This window comes from Gemmatimonadaceae bacterium (assembly GCA_019637445.1).
Lineage (GTDB): Bacteria > Gemmatimonadota > Gemmatimonadetes > Gemmatimonadales > Gemmatimonadaceae > Pseudogemmatithrix.
On sequence record JAHBVS010000001.1, the window covers coordinates 2,001,638 to 2,016,495 of the forward strand.

The 14,858-nt window shown below is 70.0% G+C and carries 13 protein-coding genes; 12 read left to right on the forward strand and 1 reads right to left on the reverse strand.

The annotated features are described in order from the left end of the window. Window positions 1-30 precede the first annotated feature (30 nt). Genes KF709_08915 through KF709_08945 form a run of 7 tightly spaced genes read left to right on the forward strand, consistent with a single transcriptional unit; the run spans window position 31 to window position 11,225 of the window. Complete coding sequence (locus KF709_08915; protein ID MBX3174524.1) at window positions 31-1,050, forward strand: NAD(P)/FAD-dependent oxidoreductase; 1,020 nt, start codon at window positions 31-33, stop codon at window positions 1,048-1,050. A 4-nt stretch (window positions 1,051-1,054) separates the two neighbouring features. Beyond that, window positions 1,055-3,301 carry a BamA/TamA family outer membrane protein gene (locus KF709_08920; protein ID MBX3174525.1) on the forward strand — a complete coding sequence of 749 codons (2,247 nt, stop codon included), beginning with the start codon at window positions 1,055-1,057 and terminating at the stop codon, window positions 3,299-3,301. Between the two features lie 4 nt (window positions 3,302-3,305). After that, window positions 3,306-7,766, forward strand: a complete 4,461-nt coding sequence (locus KF709_08925) for a translocation/assembly module TamB (protein MBX3174526.1) — start codon at window positions 3,306-3,308, stop codon at window positions 7,764-7,766. Window position 7,767: 1 nt separating this feature from the next. Then, window positions 7,768-8,715: a hypothetical protein gene (locus KF709_08930; protein MBX3174527.1), complete on the forward strand. Its 948-nt coding sequence runs from the start codon at window positions 7,768-7,770 to the stop codon at window positions 8,713-8,715. Between the two features lie 3 nt (window positions 8,716-8,718). After that, window positions 8,719-10,068, forward strand: a complete 1,350-nt coding sequence (locus KF709_08935) for a sigma-54-dependent Fis family transcriptional regulator (GenBank protein MBX3174528.1) — start codon at window positions 8,719-8,721, stop codon at window positions 10,066-10,068. 9 nt (window positions 10,069-10,077) lie between these two features. Next, window positions 10,078-10,263: a hypothetical protein gene (locus tag KF709_08940; GenBank protein ID MBX3174529.1), complete on the forward strand. Its 186-nt coding sequence runs from the start codon at window positions 10,078-10,080 to the stop codon at window positions 10,261-10,263. Beyond that, window positions 10,260-11,225, forward strand: coding sequence for a P1 family peptidase (locus KF709_08945; GenBank protein ID MBX3174530.1), 966 nt, complete (start codon window positions 10,260-10,262; stop codon window positions 11,223-11,225). Before KF709_08940 ends, KF709_08945 begins: the two co-directional genes overlap by 4 nt. Window positions 11,226-11,272: 47 nt before the next feature. Here the strand turns inward: KF709_08945 and KF709_08950 are convergent, their stop codons facing one another. Then, window positions 11,273-11,698, reverse strand: a complete 426-nt coding sequence (locus KF709_08950; protein ID MBX3174531.1) for a hypothetical protein — start codon at window positions 11,696-11,698, stop codon at window positions 11,273-11,275. Window positions 11,699-11,816: 118 nt separating this feature from the next. On the opposite strand from KF709_08950, the gene KF709_08955 reads away from it, so the two are divergent. The 5 genes from KF709_08955 to acpS are packed head-to-tail and all read left to right on the forward strand — an operon-like array spanning window position 11,817 to window position 14,849. After that, entirely contained in the window at window positions 11,817-12,695 is an 879-nt protein-coding gene (locus KF709_08955; protein ID MBX3174532.1) for a DMT family transporter, read from the forward strand. Further along, the gene (locus tag KF709_08960; GenBank protein MBX3174533.1) at window positions 12,692-13,384 is read left to right on the forward strand and encodes an HAD family hydrolase; all 693 of its coding nucleotides are present in this window, start codon (window positions 12,692-12,694) and stop codon (window positions 13,382-13,384) included. Before KF709_08955 ends, KF709_08960 begins: the two co-directional genes overlap by 4 nt. Next, entirely contained in the window at window positions 13,377-13,979 is a 603-nt protein-coding gene (locus tag KF709_08965) for a class IV adenylate cyclase (protein ID MBX3174534.1), read from the forward strand. Before KF709_08960 ends, KF709_08965 begins: the two co-directional genes overlap by 8 nt. Beyond that, window positions 13,969-14,469 carry a hypothetical protein gene (locus tag KF709_08970; protein ID MBX3174535.1) on the forward strand — a complete coding sequence of 167 codons (501 nt, stop codon included), beginning with the start codon at window positions 13,969-13,971 and terminating at the stop codon, window positions 14,467-14,469. Before KF709_08965 ends, KF709_08970 begins: the two co-directional genes overlap by 11 nt. Then, the gene (gene acpS / locus KF709_08975; protein MBX3174536.1) at window positions 14,466-14,849 is read left to right on the forward strand and encodes a holo-ACP synthase; all 384 of its coding nucleotides are present in this window, start codon (window positions 14,466-14,468) and stop codon (window positions 14,847-14,849) included. Before KF709_08970 ends, acpS begins: the two co-directional genes overlap by 4 nt. Window positions 14,850-14,858: the final 9 nt, after the last annotated feature.

Sequence of the window (14,858 nt, forward strand, 5' to 3'; positions counted from 1 at the left end):
GGTAAGGCGTCTGCCAGCGATTTTATATGGATGCAATCTCACGACATGCGGGACATCACCATAATCGGCGGGGGCCCGTCGGGCCTGTTCGCCCTCTTCTATGCTGGTATGCGGGGCGCCAGTGCGCAAATCGTCGACGCCCTGCCGCAGCCCGGCGGCCAGCTCGCCGCCCTGTATCCCGAAAAATACATCTTCGACGTGGCCGGCTTCCCCAAGGTCCTGGCCAAGGACCTCGTGGCACAGCTGATGCAGCAGGCAGGGCAGTTCGGACAGCCCATCCACTGCGGACAGAACGTGATCGCACTGCACGAGCAAGACGGCCACTTCGTGCTGGAGACCGAGACCGATCGCTTCCCGACGCGCTCGGTGATCATCGCCGCCGGCATCGGCGCCTTCTCGCCGCGCCGGCTGCCGCAGGCCTGCGCCGAGCCGTGGTACGGGCGCGGCATCTACGACACGGTGCTCGAGCCGCAGAAGTTCCGCGGCCAGCGCGTGGTGATTATCGGCGGCGGCGACTCGGCCTTTGACTGGGCGCACCAGTTGGAGGGCGTGGCGGCCGGTATCACGCTCGTACACCGCAGCGACCGGTTCCGGGCCCACCAGGCCACGGTGGACGCGGTGATGCAGTCCGCGGCGCTGGGCAAGACCGCGGTCCACACCTTCCACGAGATCGCCGACGTGCACGAGGACAACGGGCGCCTCGTGGGCATCGAGCTCAAGGACATCAAGGCGAAGACGACCAAGCGCGTCGACTGCGACGTCGTGCTGCCGATGCTGGGGTACGTGTCCAATATGGGCGCGCTGACCTCGTGGGGGCTGACGGTGGAGAAGGACGAGATCGTGGTGAACCAACTGATGGAGACCGGCCGCGCGGGCATCTGGGCAGCGGGCGACGTGAACACGTATCCGGGCAAACTGAAGCTCATCGCTACCGGTTTCGCCGAGGCGGCGACGGCGGTGAACCAGGCGGTGCACTGGGTCTATCCCGAGAAGAAGGTAAACCCGGGGCACAGCTCCAACCTCGCCGTCTTCGGCCAGAAGGACGACTGACGACGTGCGGCGGCGACGCGCGCTCTACCTGTTTCTCGCGTCGCTGACGCTCGGCACCCCGGCCCTGGTCGCGGCGCAGGAGACGCGTTGCGACCGCGGCGACCTGGAGGTGGCCGACCTCGTCTTCGAGGGCAACACGCAGTTCTCCGACGCCGAGTTGGCAGCGGGCATCGTGACCACGCCGTCCACGACGCTGCGGCGACTGCTGCGCTTCGTGGGCACCAAGCATTGCCTCGACGCGGACCAGTTGCCGCTCGACGTGCAGCGGCTGCGCCTTTGGTATCGCAACCACGGCTTTCTCGATGTGTCCGTGGACACCTCGCGGCGCGAGATGAGTCGCAACCGCATCGCGGTGACCTTCCGCATCGACGAGGGCCCGCCGATGCTGGTGGACACGCTGCGCATCGAGGGTCTTGATGCCGTGCCCGAGCGGCCCGAGCTGATCGCGGATCTGCCCGTGCGGGTCGGCGGGCTCTTCGACCGCTACGCCACGGCCGCCGCGCGAGATAGTCTGACGCGGCGGTTGCGCGACAACGGCTATCCGGACGCCGAGGCCTTCGTTGGCTTCGACACGCGGACCGCGGACCGACGCGCCACGGTGCTGCTCACGGTGTCGCCGGGTCCGCGCGTGCACATCGGTTCCATCGAGCTGGAGCATCTGGGCCGGGCCGGCGGTGCGCCCGAGGTGCGCCGCTCGGCCGTGCGCCGCCTGATGGGGCTGCAGGCCGGTGACCTGTACCGCGAGCGCGACCTGGAGCGCGCCAAGCGGGTGCTCTACCAGAGCGAGGCGTTCACACAGGTGTTGGTGGAGCCGGGGGCCATCAGCGACTCCAGCATCGCCGTCAATGTGGCGCTGCAGGAAGGCTTTCTGCGCGCGGCGCGGCTTGGCGGCGGTTGGGGCTCGCTGGACTGCTTCCGTACCACGGCTGACCTCACGAACTACAATGTCCTCGGCTCCGCGACGCGCATGGAGTTCCGCGGCCGCGTCTCGAAGATCGGGATCGGCGATCCCCTGGCCGGGGCGGAATCCCTCTGCCCGCAGGCGCAGAAGGACATCTACAGCCGAAACCTCAACTACTACGCGGGGGCCACACTCTCGCGTCCGTTGCTCACGCGGGCCAGCCTCGTCCCCTCGTTCTCGCTCTACTCGGAGCGTCGCTCGGAGTACAGCGCCTTCCTGCGCACCACGCCGGTCGGTGGCTCGGTGGCGCTGACGCAGAGCCTGCCGGACATCAGTCGAGGCCTTGGCTACAGCGTGGAGTACGGAAAGACGGAGGCGCAGCCCGCGCTCTACTGCGCGGTGTTCAACGCCTGCGAGAGCGCGGACCGGGCGGCGCTGCAGCGCCTGTTCCGGCTCGCCGTGCTCAGCGCCTCGGGCAGCTTCGAGCGCACGGACGATCCGGTGGAGCCGCGCCTGGGCTTCGTCACGCGCGGCGAGATCCGCCACGCCTCGCAGTACGTGGGAGCCGAACCGGGCCTCGAGTTCAGCCGCGCGACGCTCGACGCCTCCGCCTATGTGCCGCTCGGTCCGGACATCGTGCTCGCCACGCGCGTGCGTCTGGGTGCCGTGTTCGGCAGCACGCTCTCGCTCTCCGACGCGGCCGCCTTCGTGCCGCCACAGGAACGCCTCTTCGCCGGCGGCCCGACCTCGGTACGCGGCTTTCGCCAGAACGAGCTCGGCCCGGCGGTCTACATCCCCACGTCCTTCGACACGTTGAATGTGGATGGCACGCAGGCGCCGGCCGTTCCCGTGCCCGGCCAGACCTACTACTTCCGCGCCAACGCCGATGAGGTCGGGCAGCGCGCCGTGCCGACGGGCGGCAACACCTTGTTGGTTGGCAACGCCGAGCTGCGATTCGCCAGCCCGTTCCTCTCGAACCTCCTGCGCTGGACCGTCTTCGGCGACATCGGCGAGCTGTGGAACCGCGGCGCGGGCCGCACGCTGGCGTTCAAGTCGATCAAGCTCACGCCCGGCGCCGGATTCCGCCTGCGCACGCCGATCGGCTTCCTGCGCGTGGACATGGCCTACAACCCCTACGATCCCTCGAGCGGCTCGGCGTACTACGACGCGCCAATCCTTGCGGGCGGGCAGCTCTTCTGCGTCAGCCCCGGCAACACGCTGCCGGTGACGTTGGTCGGTGCGCAGCTGGTCCAGGCACAGGGCAACTGTCCGGGCGGCTACGCGCCGCGTCGCCAGCGTGGGCTTTTTGGCCGGTGGACCCCCTCGTTCGCCATCGGCCAGGCCTTCTGAGATGATGAGCCGCCGCCGCCTCGTGGCCCTCGTCAGCGCGGTGCTGATGCTCGCACTGGGCGCCAGCGTCATCGGCGCCTTCGTGCTGGCCACGCAGAGCGACCGCGGCCGCGAGCTGATCCGCCGAGTCGCGGAGGCGCAGCTCTCGCAGCTCGTGCGTGGCCGCGTGCGGCTTGGCACGCTCTCGGGATCCTTCCTCACCGACCTGCGCATCGACTCGCTGCGCATCACGGATGCGGATGACTCCCTGCTCGTCTCCACCGGCCCGCTGCGGCTCACCTTCGACCCGCGAGACCTCGCCGACGGGCGCATCATCCTGCGCAGCGCCGAGGTGGATCGCGCGTTCTTCGCCGCGCGTCGCGAGCTGGGCGGCGAGTGGACGCACGAGAAGATCTTCCGGCGCAACCGCGTGCGCAGCACCATCCGCCGCCGTTCTGCCTTCGGCGCGGTCTTCATCGTCGAGCGCGTCGTCGTGCGCGACGGCGAGTTCGCGCTGATCATGCCCTGGGCGCCGGACTCCGCGCCGAACGCCACGATCTCGCGCGCCTGGCGCTGGCAGGAGATCAATCTCGAATTGCCGCGGGCGCGCTTCGCGTATCCCGATTCGTCCGGCGTTCACCTCACGGTCGGCGACCTCGACGTGGAGGAGCGCGATCCGCCATTCAGCTTCCGCGACCTCGCCGGCGAGGTGCGTATCCTTGGCGACACCGTCTTCCTCGACTTCAATCGCTTCACGCTGCCGGGTTCCACCGGCGACGCCAACGGCAGGATCTGGTGGGGCCGACCCGGTCCCGTGCGCTATGCCATCCGCGTGAACTCCGATTCCGTGTCGCTGCAGGACATCGCGTGGATCAGCCCGGCGATTCCCACGCCGGGTCGCGGACGCATGCAGTTGGATATCCAGAGCGATCCCAACGATCCCTCGACGATCGACTACATCATCCGCGAGATGGATGTGCGGGCCCATCGCTCGCGGCTCGTTGGCGAGATGACCTGGGGCGTCGGACCGCGAGCGCTCGCGCTCAAGGACGTGAACATCGAGATGGCGCCGCTGGATGCCGCGCTGCTCGAGCGCTTCAACCAAGGGCCGCTCGCCGTGCCGCTGCGTGGTCAGCTGCGCGGACGTGTGCGGGCGAGCGGCGGGCCGCTCGACCAGTTCGTGGTGCAGGACGCGAGGGCCAGCTTCACCGACGCCAACGTCCCCGGCGCCACCGCGCAGGCGAGGGCCTCCGGTACACTCGACATCACGGACCCCGGCCTGCCGATCTTCAAGGGCCTCCGACTCGACGTGGCGCAGTTCGACCTGCGCAGTGCGCAGGCGCTGGACGACGAGTTCCCGAAGCTGAACGGCAACGTTCGCGGCGTGGCCACACTCGACTCCATCTGGGGCGACGTGCGATTCCGTGACGCCGACCTCACCCACGTGGATGGCGACTCTCCTGAGTCACGGTTGCGCGGCGACGGCCGCCTCAGCTGGGATGATGTGTCGCCCCTGCGTTGGGAGCTCGAGGCGGCGGCGCTGCCGCTCGCCTTCACGGCGCTGGCGAAGAGCTTTCCCGCCTTCCCGTTGCGCGGGGAGTTCAGCGGCCCGTTCCGCTCCAGCGGCACGGGCGACGACTTCACTCTCGGCGGCGACCTGCTCGGGCCGGCCGGCCGCGTGGAGTCGGACCTGCGCGTGGCCAGCATTCCGCAGCAGCGCGTGGTCGGCCGAGCGAGCCTGACCAACGTGGATCCGCGGCTGCTGTTCCAGCAGGAGCGCGTGCCGAGCGGCGAGGTGAACGGGCGCTTCTCTGTTGACGTCGCGGGCGACTCGCTCGCCGCGTTGCAGGGTGAGGGGCAGCTCCAGCTCGATCGTTCGGTGATCGAGGGCGTTCGCGTCTTCGCGGGCACGGCGCAACTGCGCTTCGATGCCGGCCGCGCCCTGCTCGACACGCTCTACTTCGAGTCCTCCGCCGTTGACCTCTCGGGCCGCGGTGCACTCGGACTCCACGAAGGCGTCACGGACAGCCTTCGCATCGCTGGGCGCGCCGACTCGCTCGGCGGCCTGCGCCCCTGGCTGCGCCGTGCCCTCACCGACTCACTGTCGGGCGCGCTGCGCCTGCAGCTCGGCGCCGCCGGCTGGCTGCGCGACTTTGCCGTGGATGCGACCGCCGTGGCTGAGAACGCATTTGCGATGGGCAACAGCGCCGACTCGCTCGAACTCGTCGGCCGGCTGCGCGGCCTGCCGACGCGGCCGTTCGGCACGCTCGAGCTGAGCGGCAGCGGCATGCGCATCGGAGGCATCGGCTTCGCCGACGCGCGCGTGGATGCGGACCGCGACGCTGACGGCATCACGACCGCGCGACTCGCGGGGCGCGGTGAGACTGGCACGCTTGTCGGCGCCTCGGGCCGACTGCGCGGTGTGGGCGACACGCTCGAGTTGAACTTGGCCACGCTCAGCTTCGGGACCTCGCAGCGGACCTGGCAGCTGGCGGCGCCGTCTCGCCTGGCCTTTGCGCGCGGCGGGTTCCGTCTGGACTCGCTAGCGCTTGCGGCGGGACCCTCGACAGTCGCGCTCGCCGGCGCGCTACCCGCCGAGGGAGCCTTGGACCTGCGTCTGCGGACCGTGGACTTCCCGCTGCGCGATGTGGCCGAGCTGCTCCAGCTGCCGGGGGATCCGCGCGGGAGGCTGTGGTCCACGGCGACGCTGACCGGAACGCGCGCCGCGCCGGACCTGGCGGCCGACGCGGAGTGGCGCGGCGGCGCGTTGCGCGGCGTGGCCCTCGACACCCTGCGGGCGCGCGCCCGCGCGGCGGCGGATGCCGTTCGCCTCGACGCCACGCTCGGCGCACGGGCGCGGCCCACGCTGGTCGCCGAGGCGGTGCTCCCGCTGGCACTGGGGCTCGACGGTTCAGGCACACGCTTCGAAGGCGAGGGCCCGATCTCCGGCCGCCTGCAGAGTGATTCGCTCGGTCTCGAACTCCTGCAGACGATTACCGGCGGCACGCTGTCGGCCCGCGGCACGATGGCCATGGACCTCACGCTCGGCGGCACCTGGTCGCACCCACTGGCCGCAGGCGCGCTACGCGTCATCAACGGCTCGCTGGCGCCGGCGGCACTCGGCAACGTGCGCTGGCGCGGCGTCGAGGCGGACATCGGATTCTTCGGCGACTCGATCGCCGTGCGCAACGTAGCGGCCACCAGCAGCGCCGGCCGCGGTGGCAGCGCCCGTCTCACGGGCCATCTCGCCCTTGCCGATCGCGCGAATCCGCTGCTCGACCTGCAGCTCAGCGCGCGCTCCTTCAACGCGATAGCGAGGCCCAACCTCGCCGAGGTGGACCTGTCGGGTGACCTTCGCCTCACCGGTCCCTGGCGCGGCGCCACGTTGCGTGGCAGCCTGACCGCCGACCGCGCGATCATCGCCATCCCCGAGTTGGCGAGCAAGGACGTGATCTCGCTCGAGGGTCCGGACCGATTCGCGATGCTGGACACGATCAACAGCCCCGTCACGCGCAGCGCCGCCGCCGCGCCGCCGGACTTCGTCGACAACCTCACGATCGCCAACGTGCCGGTGCGAATGGGCAGCGACGTGTGGCTGCGGTCCACCGAGGCGAACATCAATCTCGGCGGCGAAGTCAGCGTGACGCGCGGTCGAGTCACGCGGGGCGCGAACGCCGGCGAGTTGCAGCTGGCCTTGCTCGGGCCGCTGCAGACTCAGCGCGGGACCTACCGGCTCAACCTCGGTCCGGTGCAGCGCACCTTCACGGTGGAGCAGGGTGAGATCCGTTTCTTCGGCGATCCCGAGCTGAATCCCACGCTGGACATCTCGGCGCTGCACACCGTGCGGCAGTACAGCGAGCAGGGCGTGCGGCCGGACGTTCGCGTACGTGTGCATCTCGGCGGCACGCTGCAGCAGCCGCTGCTAGAACTCTCGTCGCCGGACTCGCTGCGCGTGACGAATGCCGACCTGCTCTCCTACCTCGTGACCGGTGGGCCCAGCGTGGAGATCGGTGGCCGCAACGGCGACATCTCGGCGACGGCGGCGCGTGTGGTGGTGGGCTCGCTCGGCAGCGTGCTCGGCGGCAAGGCCTCGGGCGGCGGCATCTGCGATGATGCGCAACTCTCCACCGCGGGACTCGATGCCTATGGCGGTCGTCTGCGACGCGTGGGTGGTGGCATCCTCTCCGGCACGCGCTTCAACTGCGCCAAGCAGATCAATGACCGCACCTTCGTGCGCCTCGATGCAGGTCTCTGCCAGGTGGGCCAGCTCGTGACGCAAGGCGGGGGCAGTGACCCGCTCTCGTTCACCGACGCCTTGGGACTCAAGTTGGATTACCTACTCGGCCGCGGGGTCTCGGCCTCGATCGGCGTGGAGCCACCGACCAGCGCCCTGCTTTGTTCGGTCAACGCGAATGCCAGCGCCCGCGGGTTCGTGCCGACCCCGCGGCAGGTGGGCTTCGACCTTTTCCGCACCTGGCGTTTCTAGCGTGCAGCCATCGCTGTTGATCGTGAACCCCGCCGCTCGCGGGGGACGGCACGCTGAGGCCGAAGCGCTCGCGGCCTGCCGCTCGGTGGGTATCGCGCCGCGCGTGGTACGCACCACCGCCGCCGGCGACGCCGCCCGGATTGCGGCCGATGGGCCGGACGACGCGCCGATCCTCGTGCTCGGTGGCGACGGCACGGTGATGGAAGCCGTCGGTGCGCGTGTCGGCCGTCCGACACCCATCGGCATCCTGCCAGGCGGCACGGGCAACCAACTCGCCCGCCACCTCGGCATCCCCCTGAACGTGACGCGCGCCGTCCGCGCCCTCGTCGGCGCCGAGGAGCTGCGCCTCGATCTGGGTCGGCTCAGCGACGGCCGGTACTTCGCGTTGGCGGCCGGCGTCGGACTCGACGCCGCGATGATCCAGGGCGCGAGTCCCGCCTCCAAGCGCCGCCTTGGCGTCGGCGCCTACGTACTCAGCGCGGTGAAGGCGGTCTTCGCCGCGCGCCCCTTCGCGGTGCGCGTCTCCGTTGACGGCCGCGTTGAAGAGCGCGACGTCGGCCTCGCGATGATCGCGAATGTGGGCGCCGTGATGGACGGCCGGTTCCGGCTTGGCCCCAACGCGCGGCCCGACGACGGCCTGCTCGACGTCTGCCTGCTTTCGCCCTCGGGTGTCGGCGATGCCCTCCGCTTGGCCTCGTGGATGGCGCGGGGCGTGTTTCCCGACGACTCCCGCCTCTGGCACGCCCAGGGCCGGCACATCCGGGTCGAGGCTGCCGCGAACGTGGCGGCCGAGGCTGACGGAGAACTGCTGGAGGCGCCGATACTCGATGCGGAGGTCGTGCCGCTGGCGGCGCGCTTCCTTGCCCCGACCCCGGCGGCATTGCGCCCACGTGCGCGAGGCGCATTTTCAGTAGGCGGCGAACCGCCCCAACCCCCGGAATCCAGATAACGCATGTCGAGCATCCTGATCATTGATGACGAAGTGGCCATCGCGACTGCATTCGCGATGTTCTTCCGTCACGACGGTCAGCACACGGTGATGGAAGCGCACACGGGGGCCGACGGCATCGCCGCCTTCAACCGCATGCGGCCGGATCTCGTGCTGCTCGATGTCCGCCTGCCGGACATGACGGGCTTTGACGTGCTGGCCGCCATCCGCGAGCACCATCCCGTGGTCATTATGGTCACGGCCTACGGCGACGTGCCGATGGCGGTAGATGCGCTGCACAAGGGCGCCGAGAACTTCCTGACCAAGCCGGTGGACCTGAGCCACCTGAAGGCGGCCGCCGAGCGTGCGCTAGAGAAGGCCCAGCTGCGTCGCATGACACAACTGCTGCACAACAAGCGCGGCGCGCAGCACGGGCTCGTCTTTGGCTCCTCGCCGTCGATGCGCGAGCTGCAGGCCCAGCTGCAGTTGCTGAGCGCCAGTGACCGCACCACCGCGCTCATCCTCGGTGAGAGCGGCGCGGGCAAGGGCCGCGTGGCCGAGTTGCTGCACGCCCAGAGCCCACGCGCCTCCAAGCCGTTCGTGGAAGTGAACTGCGCCTCGCTACGACCGGAGTCGTTGGATAGCGAGCTCTTCGGTGTGGAGGGGGGCAACGAGCCGGGCGCCGAGACCAAGCTGGGCGCCTTCGAGATCGCCGATGGCGGCACCATCTTTCTCGACGAGATCGGCGACCTCGATCCCAAGCTGCAGCCCAAGCTCGTGCGCGTGCTCGAGGGCAAGGGCTTCCGCCGCGTCGGTGGTCGCGATGAAATCACGCCGAACGTGCGTGTGATTGCCGCGTCGTCGGAGGACCTCTCCTCGGCGGTGGCCGCCGGCCGCTTCCGCGACGATCTCTACTATCGTCTGGCCGTGATGCCGATCCAGTTGCCGCCGCTCAGGCAGCGCGTGCGCGAGGACCTGCTGGAGCTCATCGCGTCGGTGCAGGACTCGCTGCAGCCCTCGCTGCCCGGCGCACCCACCGTGCTCAGCGACGGCGCCCTGGATGCCATCCTGCGCTACTCTTGGCCTGGCAACATCCGCGAGCTGCGCAACGTCATGGAGCGCGCGATGCTCATCGCCCGCGGCCAGCCGGCGGTCGACGTGGTGCACCTGCCTCGCGAGGTGCAACAGGCCAGTGGCGCCGAGGTGGCGCATCACGAGCCGCGCTCGCTGAACGAGGTCGAGCGCGCACATATCGACCGCACGCTGCGGGCGCACGGCCACAACCGTACGCACGCCGCCAAGGAACTCGGCATCTCACGCGCGACTTTGATCAAGAAGATCCGCGAGTACGACCTGGCCGAGAAGCCGCGCTAGGAGGGACCGATGTCGGAAACCGACGTGATGGTGTGCAGGGCCTGCGGGAATGAGGAGCGGGCCAGCGAAGGCTATCCCTGCGAGAGCTGCGGGACCTTCATCTGCCAGATCTGTGCGATGCGCGGCGTCACGCTCTGCGCCACCTGCCAGGCCGCCGCCGACGCGGCCGACTCCGCCAGCGTCGAAGGCGCGTGAGCGCTTCGTCGTCGCTCGCGCGCTTCGGCCTCGCTGTCGGGCACGCGACCGATAGCGACGGGGCGACGGGTTGCACGGTCATCCGCGGCGTGGAGCATCCACTGCGCGCCGCCGTGCACGTAATGGGCCGCGCCACCGGCTCGCGCGAGTTGGCGCTGCTCGAGCCCGGACATTCCGTCGAGCGCGTGGACGCCATCCTGCTCACCGGTGGCTCGGCCTATGGGCTCGATGCCGCCGCCGGCGTGATGCAATGGATGGAATCGAAGGGCCGCGGCTATCCGGTCGGTGCGGGCGTGGTGCCGATCGTCCCAGCCGCTGTGATCTTCGACCTGCTGCCGCTCGGCCGATTCGACGCACGGCCCACGGCGCAGATGGCGTTTGCCGCCTGCGACTCCGCGATCAGCGATGGGGTTGCCGAGGGCTGCGTGGGCGTCGGCACCGGCGCGACGGTCGGGAAGGGCTCCGGGCCGGTCGGCGCGATGAAGGGCGGCTTCGCCCTCAGCGTCGCCAGCGGTGGCGACTCAGCGGTAGCCGCCTTGGTCGTCGTGAACGCCCTCGGCGATGTCCGCGACGGCAGCGGGCGCATCATCGCCGGTGCGCGGGACGGCAAGGGTGCCTTCGTCGACACCGCGCGCCGCCTCGCCGAAGGCGGCGCGCGCAAAGGATTCATCAACGGCACCGCGACCACGCTGGTCGTGCTGGCCTGCGACGCGGCGTTTTCGCGGCTTGAGCTGCAGTCACTTGCCCGCAGTGCCACGGCGGCGCTCCAGCGGCGCATCACGCCCGTTGGCACGCAGTCCGACGGTGACATCATCTTCGCGCTGGCGCCGATGGACGGACCCAAGGGGTCGCTGCCACAGGCCGAGCAGTTGGCCATCACGGCATTGGAGCAGGCAGTGGAACGCGCGGTGCGGCTGGCGGTCGGCCGCGACGGCGTGCCCGGTCTCGCGGACCGCGCCTAGAGCGCGACGTTGCCGAGCGAGCTGCGACTGCCGCCCGCCAACAACGCCTAGCTGACCAGCCCGCCGGCCGGCGGCATCACCGGGCTGCCAGAGCGCACGTGCAGGACCAACTCCGCGCAGAGGTCGCCGTCCAGCGCGATGCGCATTACGTGGGTGCCCTGCGACTGGATCGGAAGGTCGATGGCGGCAATCACCGGCACGTCCAACTCCTCGGCGCCCGGCGGCGGTGCGCCCACCTCCAGCTCGCCCTGCGAGGACCACATCTCGTCACCCTCGGGGCCGAGCCAGACGAAGGCCAGCGTGTGGCGACCGACGTCGTCCGGCAGGGCCTTCAGGCGGACGACCATCGTGGCCCGCGGGTGGACGGCCGGCAACTGCTGCACCTGCAGGGCGTCGAAGACCCCGAGGATGTTCAGCTTGCCTTCCTGCGAGATGTTGGCCGCGTCGGCGAAAAGCGCGAAGGAGACGTGCATCGCCGGAAGCTACTCGGGCCACCCGCAGCGCGCACCGCCGCGGGCCCCGATGCTCGTCGCACGAGAGCCAGGCCGCGGCCCCGGGCGGTCTTGGTCGTCGCGCTAGATTGCAGAGGCCATGACCGCCCCCACGCGCAGCGTACGCGCCACCGAATACAGCCTCGTCGGGATGGCCGTCATCTGGGGCGTCAACTTCTCGGTGATGAAGTACGGCACGCAGCAGATGGCGCCGATCGCCTACAACGCGCTGCGGATGCTGCTCGGCTGCCTGATCCTGCTGTCGATTGCCTACGCGACGCATAGTCGCCGGCCCGCCCGTGCAGACAAGTATCGCCTGATGGCACTGGGCATCCTCGGGCACTGCTTCTACCAACTGCTTTTTGTGCAGGGCCTCGCACTGACGCGTGCTGGCACGGCGTCGCTGGTGGTGGCGGCGAGTCCGGCAGTGGTCGCATTGGTCGCGCGCTTCACGGGCCACGAGAAGCTGCCGCTCAAGGCGGTGGCAGGCATCGCGCTGTCCATTGCCGGCGTGATGCTCGTGCTCGGCGGCTCCATCAGCGCCGACGGCGCCGCGCACCTGCTCGGCGACCTGATGATCCTTGGCGCGGTCGTCGTGTGGGCGTTCTACACGACCTGGCTCGTGCCGCTCACGCAGCGCGTCTCGCCCGTGCACGTGGCGGCGTGGACGCTGGTCGGCGGCGTGATCCCGTTGATTGCCCTCGCCGTGCCGAGCCTGCTGCGCACCGACTGGACGAGCATCACGCCCGTCACGTGGTCGGCGGTGGCCTATTCCGGCGTGCTCGCGATGGTCATCGCCTACCTGCTGTGGTATCGCGGCGTGCGCGAGATCGGGCCCACGCGCACGGCGATGTTTGCCAACCTGCAGCCGATCGTCGCGGTGATGGTGGCGTGGGCCGCGTTGGGAGAGGTGCCCACCGGCTTCCAAGGCGCTGGCGCAGCGGCAGTGATCGGCGGACTCTACCTCGCGCGCCGATGAAGGTCGTCCTCTTCGACATCGACGGCACGCTGTTGCTCTCCGACGGTGCCGGCCGCACGGCGATGGAAGCGGCGCTTGAGCGGGTCTTCGGACACCGAGGGCCCAGCGGCTATCGCTACGGCGGCAAGACGGACAAGCTGATCGTGCGCGAGACGATGCGGCTGGAGGGCTTTGACGATGCCGCCATCGACGCGCGGATGGAGGAGGTGCTCGCACGGTACCTGCAAGGCCTGCGTGGCCATCTCGAGTCCGGGACGCACAGCGCCCACGCACTGCCGGGCGTGCCCGAGCTGCTGTCGGCCATCGAGGCCCGCGACGATCTCGTGCTCGGCCTGCTGACGGGAAACATCGCAGAGGGTGCCGGCGTGAAGCTGCGCGCGGTCGGCGTCGAACCGGCACGATTCCGCGTCGCCGCATATGGTTCGGACCATGAGGACCGTCCGATGCTGCCACCCATCGCGCAGCGCCGCGCCAGCGACCTGCTCGGCTACGACGTGCCTGGGGAACGCTTCGTGATCATCGGTGACACGCCGCACGATATGACCTGTGGGCAGGGCATTGGTGCCCGCGCAATTGCCGTCTCGACGGGCGGCTATGCGCGCGCCGAGCTCGTCGCGCACGGCGCGGTCGCAGACTTTGAGGACCTGCGCGACACGACCCGCGTGTTGGAGGCGATCCTCGATGCGTGAGGTCGAGCTGAAGGGCCGGCTGGAATCTGCCGAGGCCATGGTGGAGGCTCGAGGCAGGCTTGAGGCAGCCGGCGCCGAGTTGCAGTACGAGGGACGGCTCGAGGATCGCCGCTACGACACGCCGGATCGCGCGCTGGCCCTGCGCGACCACGTGCTGCGCCTGCGTGTGTATCGAAGCGAGGACGCGCTGCGCACGTCGCTCGACTTCAAGGGCCCCACTGGATACGCCGACGGCTTCAAGGTGCGCGAGGAGCACAGCGTGTCGGCCGAGGACCCCTCGGCGCTGGCGCAGATTCTCGAGGCGCTGGGCTACATCATCACGCGCGAGATCGACCGGGAGATTGCACAGTACACGCTGCACGGCGCCACCGTCCGCTTCGAGCGCTACCCGCGGATGGATGTGCTCGTGGAGGTCGAGGGCGAGCCCAAGGCCATCGAGCGCGCCATCGCCGCTCTGGGGATGCCGCGCGCGGGCTTTACGACCGGGCGCTTGCCTGACTTCGTGCTGGCCTATGAGTCGCGGACCGGACAGCGCGCGGCGATCTGCGACCGCGAACTCGACGGCGATTACCGATATTCAAGCCGTGACGCCTGAGTATCCGCTTCCCGAGTTCACGCGCTCCCTCCGCGCGCTGGCTACGCCCTCGGCGCCCGGCTCGGATCACGACGTGGTGTTCCTTCCGCTCATCGAGGCGCGGCGGGCGGCGCAGCGCGCGACTTCCCTTGAGCAGCAGCTGGCCGCGTTCGATGCCGCGCGACTGGAGCGCAACTGGCGCGGGGCCATCGCGACGCTTGCCGAGCGTCGGCACCCGAAGTCGCTGCCGGACCGGCGCGCGATCGGGGCCGAGTTGGAGATGCTGGCGGCGCCAGTCTGGGATGCGCTTGCTGCGGCGCGCAGTGGGGCCGAGGCGGTGCGCGCAGCGCGCGTTGACGAGCGACGCGCGGCTTGGGAGCGTTGGATCGCGGCGCTGCACGGCGTGTTCCGCGCCGCGGACGAGTGGTGGGAGCAGTCCTTGGCTGCCCTAGCGGATTCCCAGGGGCGTCGAGGTGCGCTGTGGCGACGGGTGCTGCGGAGGGGCCAGTGATCGTCGGCGTGGGATTTGACCTGGTCGCCATCGCGCGCGTGGAGCTGATGCTCAAGCGCAAGGAACAGCGCGCCCTTGACCGCCTGTTCACGGCACACGAGCAGGAATACGCCCTGGCCCGCGCCAAGCCGGCAATGCATCTCGCCGCGCGGCTCGCCGCCAAGGAGGCGTCGTTCAAGGCGCTCACCGGCTCCGACGAGGCCAAGTTGATTGGTTGGCGCGAGGCCGAGGTGCAGCGCGGCAGCGAGGGACCGCCGGTGTTGCAGTTCACCGGTCGTGCGGCGGCGCGGGCCATCGAGCTCGGCGTGACGCGCATCCACCTGACGCTGAGCCACACCGAAGAGGTGGCCGGCGCGGTGGTCATTCTCGAGGCGCCCTAAAGCCCCTGT

Excerpts from the sequence above, each read along its gene's own strand:
- KF709_08915 (MBX3174524.1), top strand. The coding sequence starts at position 31 with ATGCAATCTCACGACATGCGGGACATCACCATAATCGGCGGGGGCCCG.
- KF709_08925 (MBX3174526.1), top strand. The coding sequence starts at position 3,306 with ATGAGCCGCCGCCGCCTCGTGGCCCTCGTCAGCGCGGTGCTGATGCTC.
- KF709_08935 (MBX3174528.1), top strand. The coding sequence starts at position 8,719 with ATGTCGAGCATCCTGATCATTGATGACGAAGTGGCCATCGCGACTGCA.
- KF709_08940 (MBX3174529.1), top strand. The coding sequence starts at position 10,078 with ATGTCGGAAACCGACGTGATGGTGTGCAGGGCCTGCGGGAATGAGGAG.
- KF709_08950 (MBX3174531.1), bottom strand. The coding sequence starts at position 11,698 with ATGCACGTCTCCTTCGCGCTTTTCGCCGACGCGGCCAACATCTCGCAG.
- KF709_08955 (MBX3174532.1), top strand. The coding sequence starts at position 11,817 with ATGACCGCCCCCACGCGCAGCGTACGCGCCACCGAATACAGCCTCGTC.
- KF709_08960 (MBX3174533.1), top strand. The coding sequence starts at position 12,692 with ATGAAGGTCGTCCTCTTCGACATCGACGGCACGCTGTTGCTCTCCGAC.
- KF709_08965 (MBX3174534.1), top strand. The coding sequence starts at position 13,377 with ATGCGTGAGGTCGAGCTGAAGGGCCGGCTGGAATCTGCCGAGGCCATG.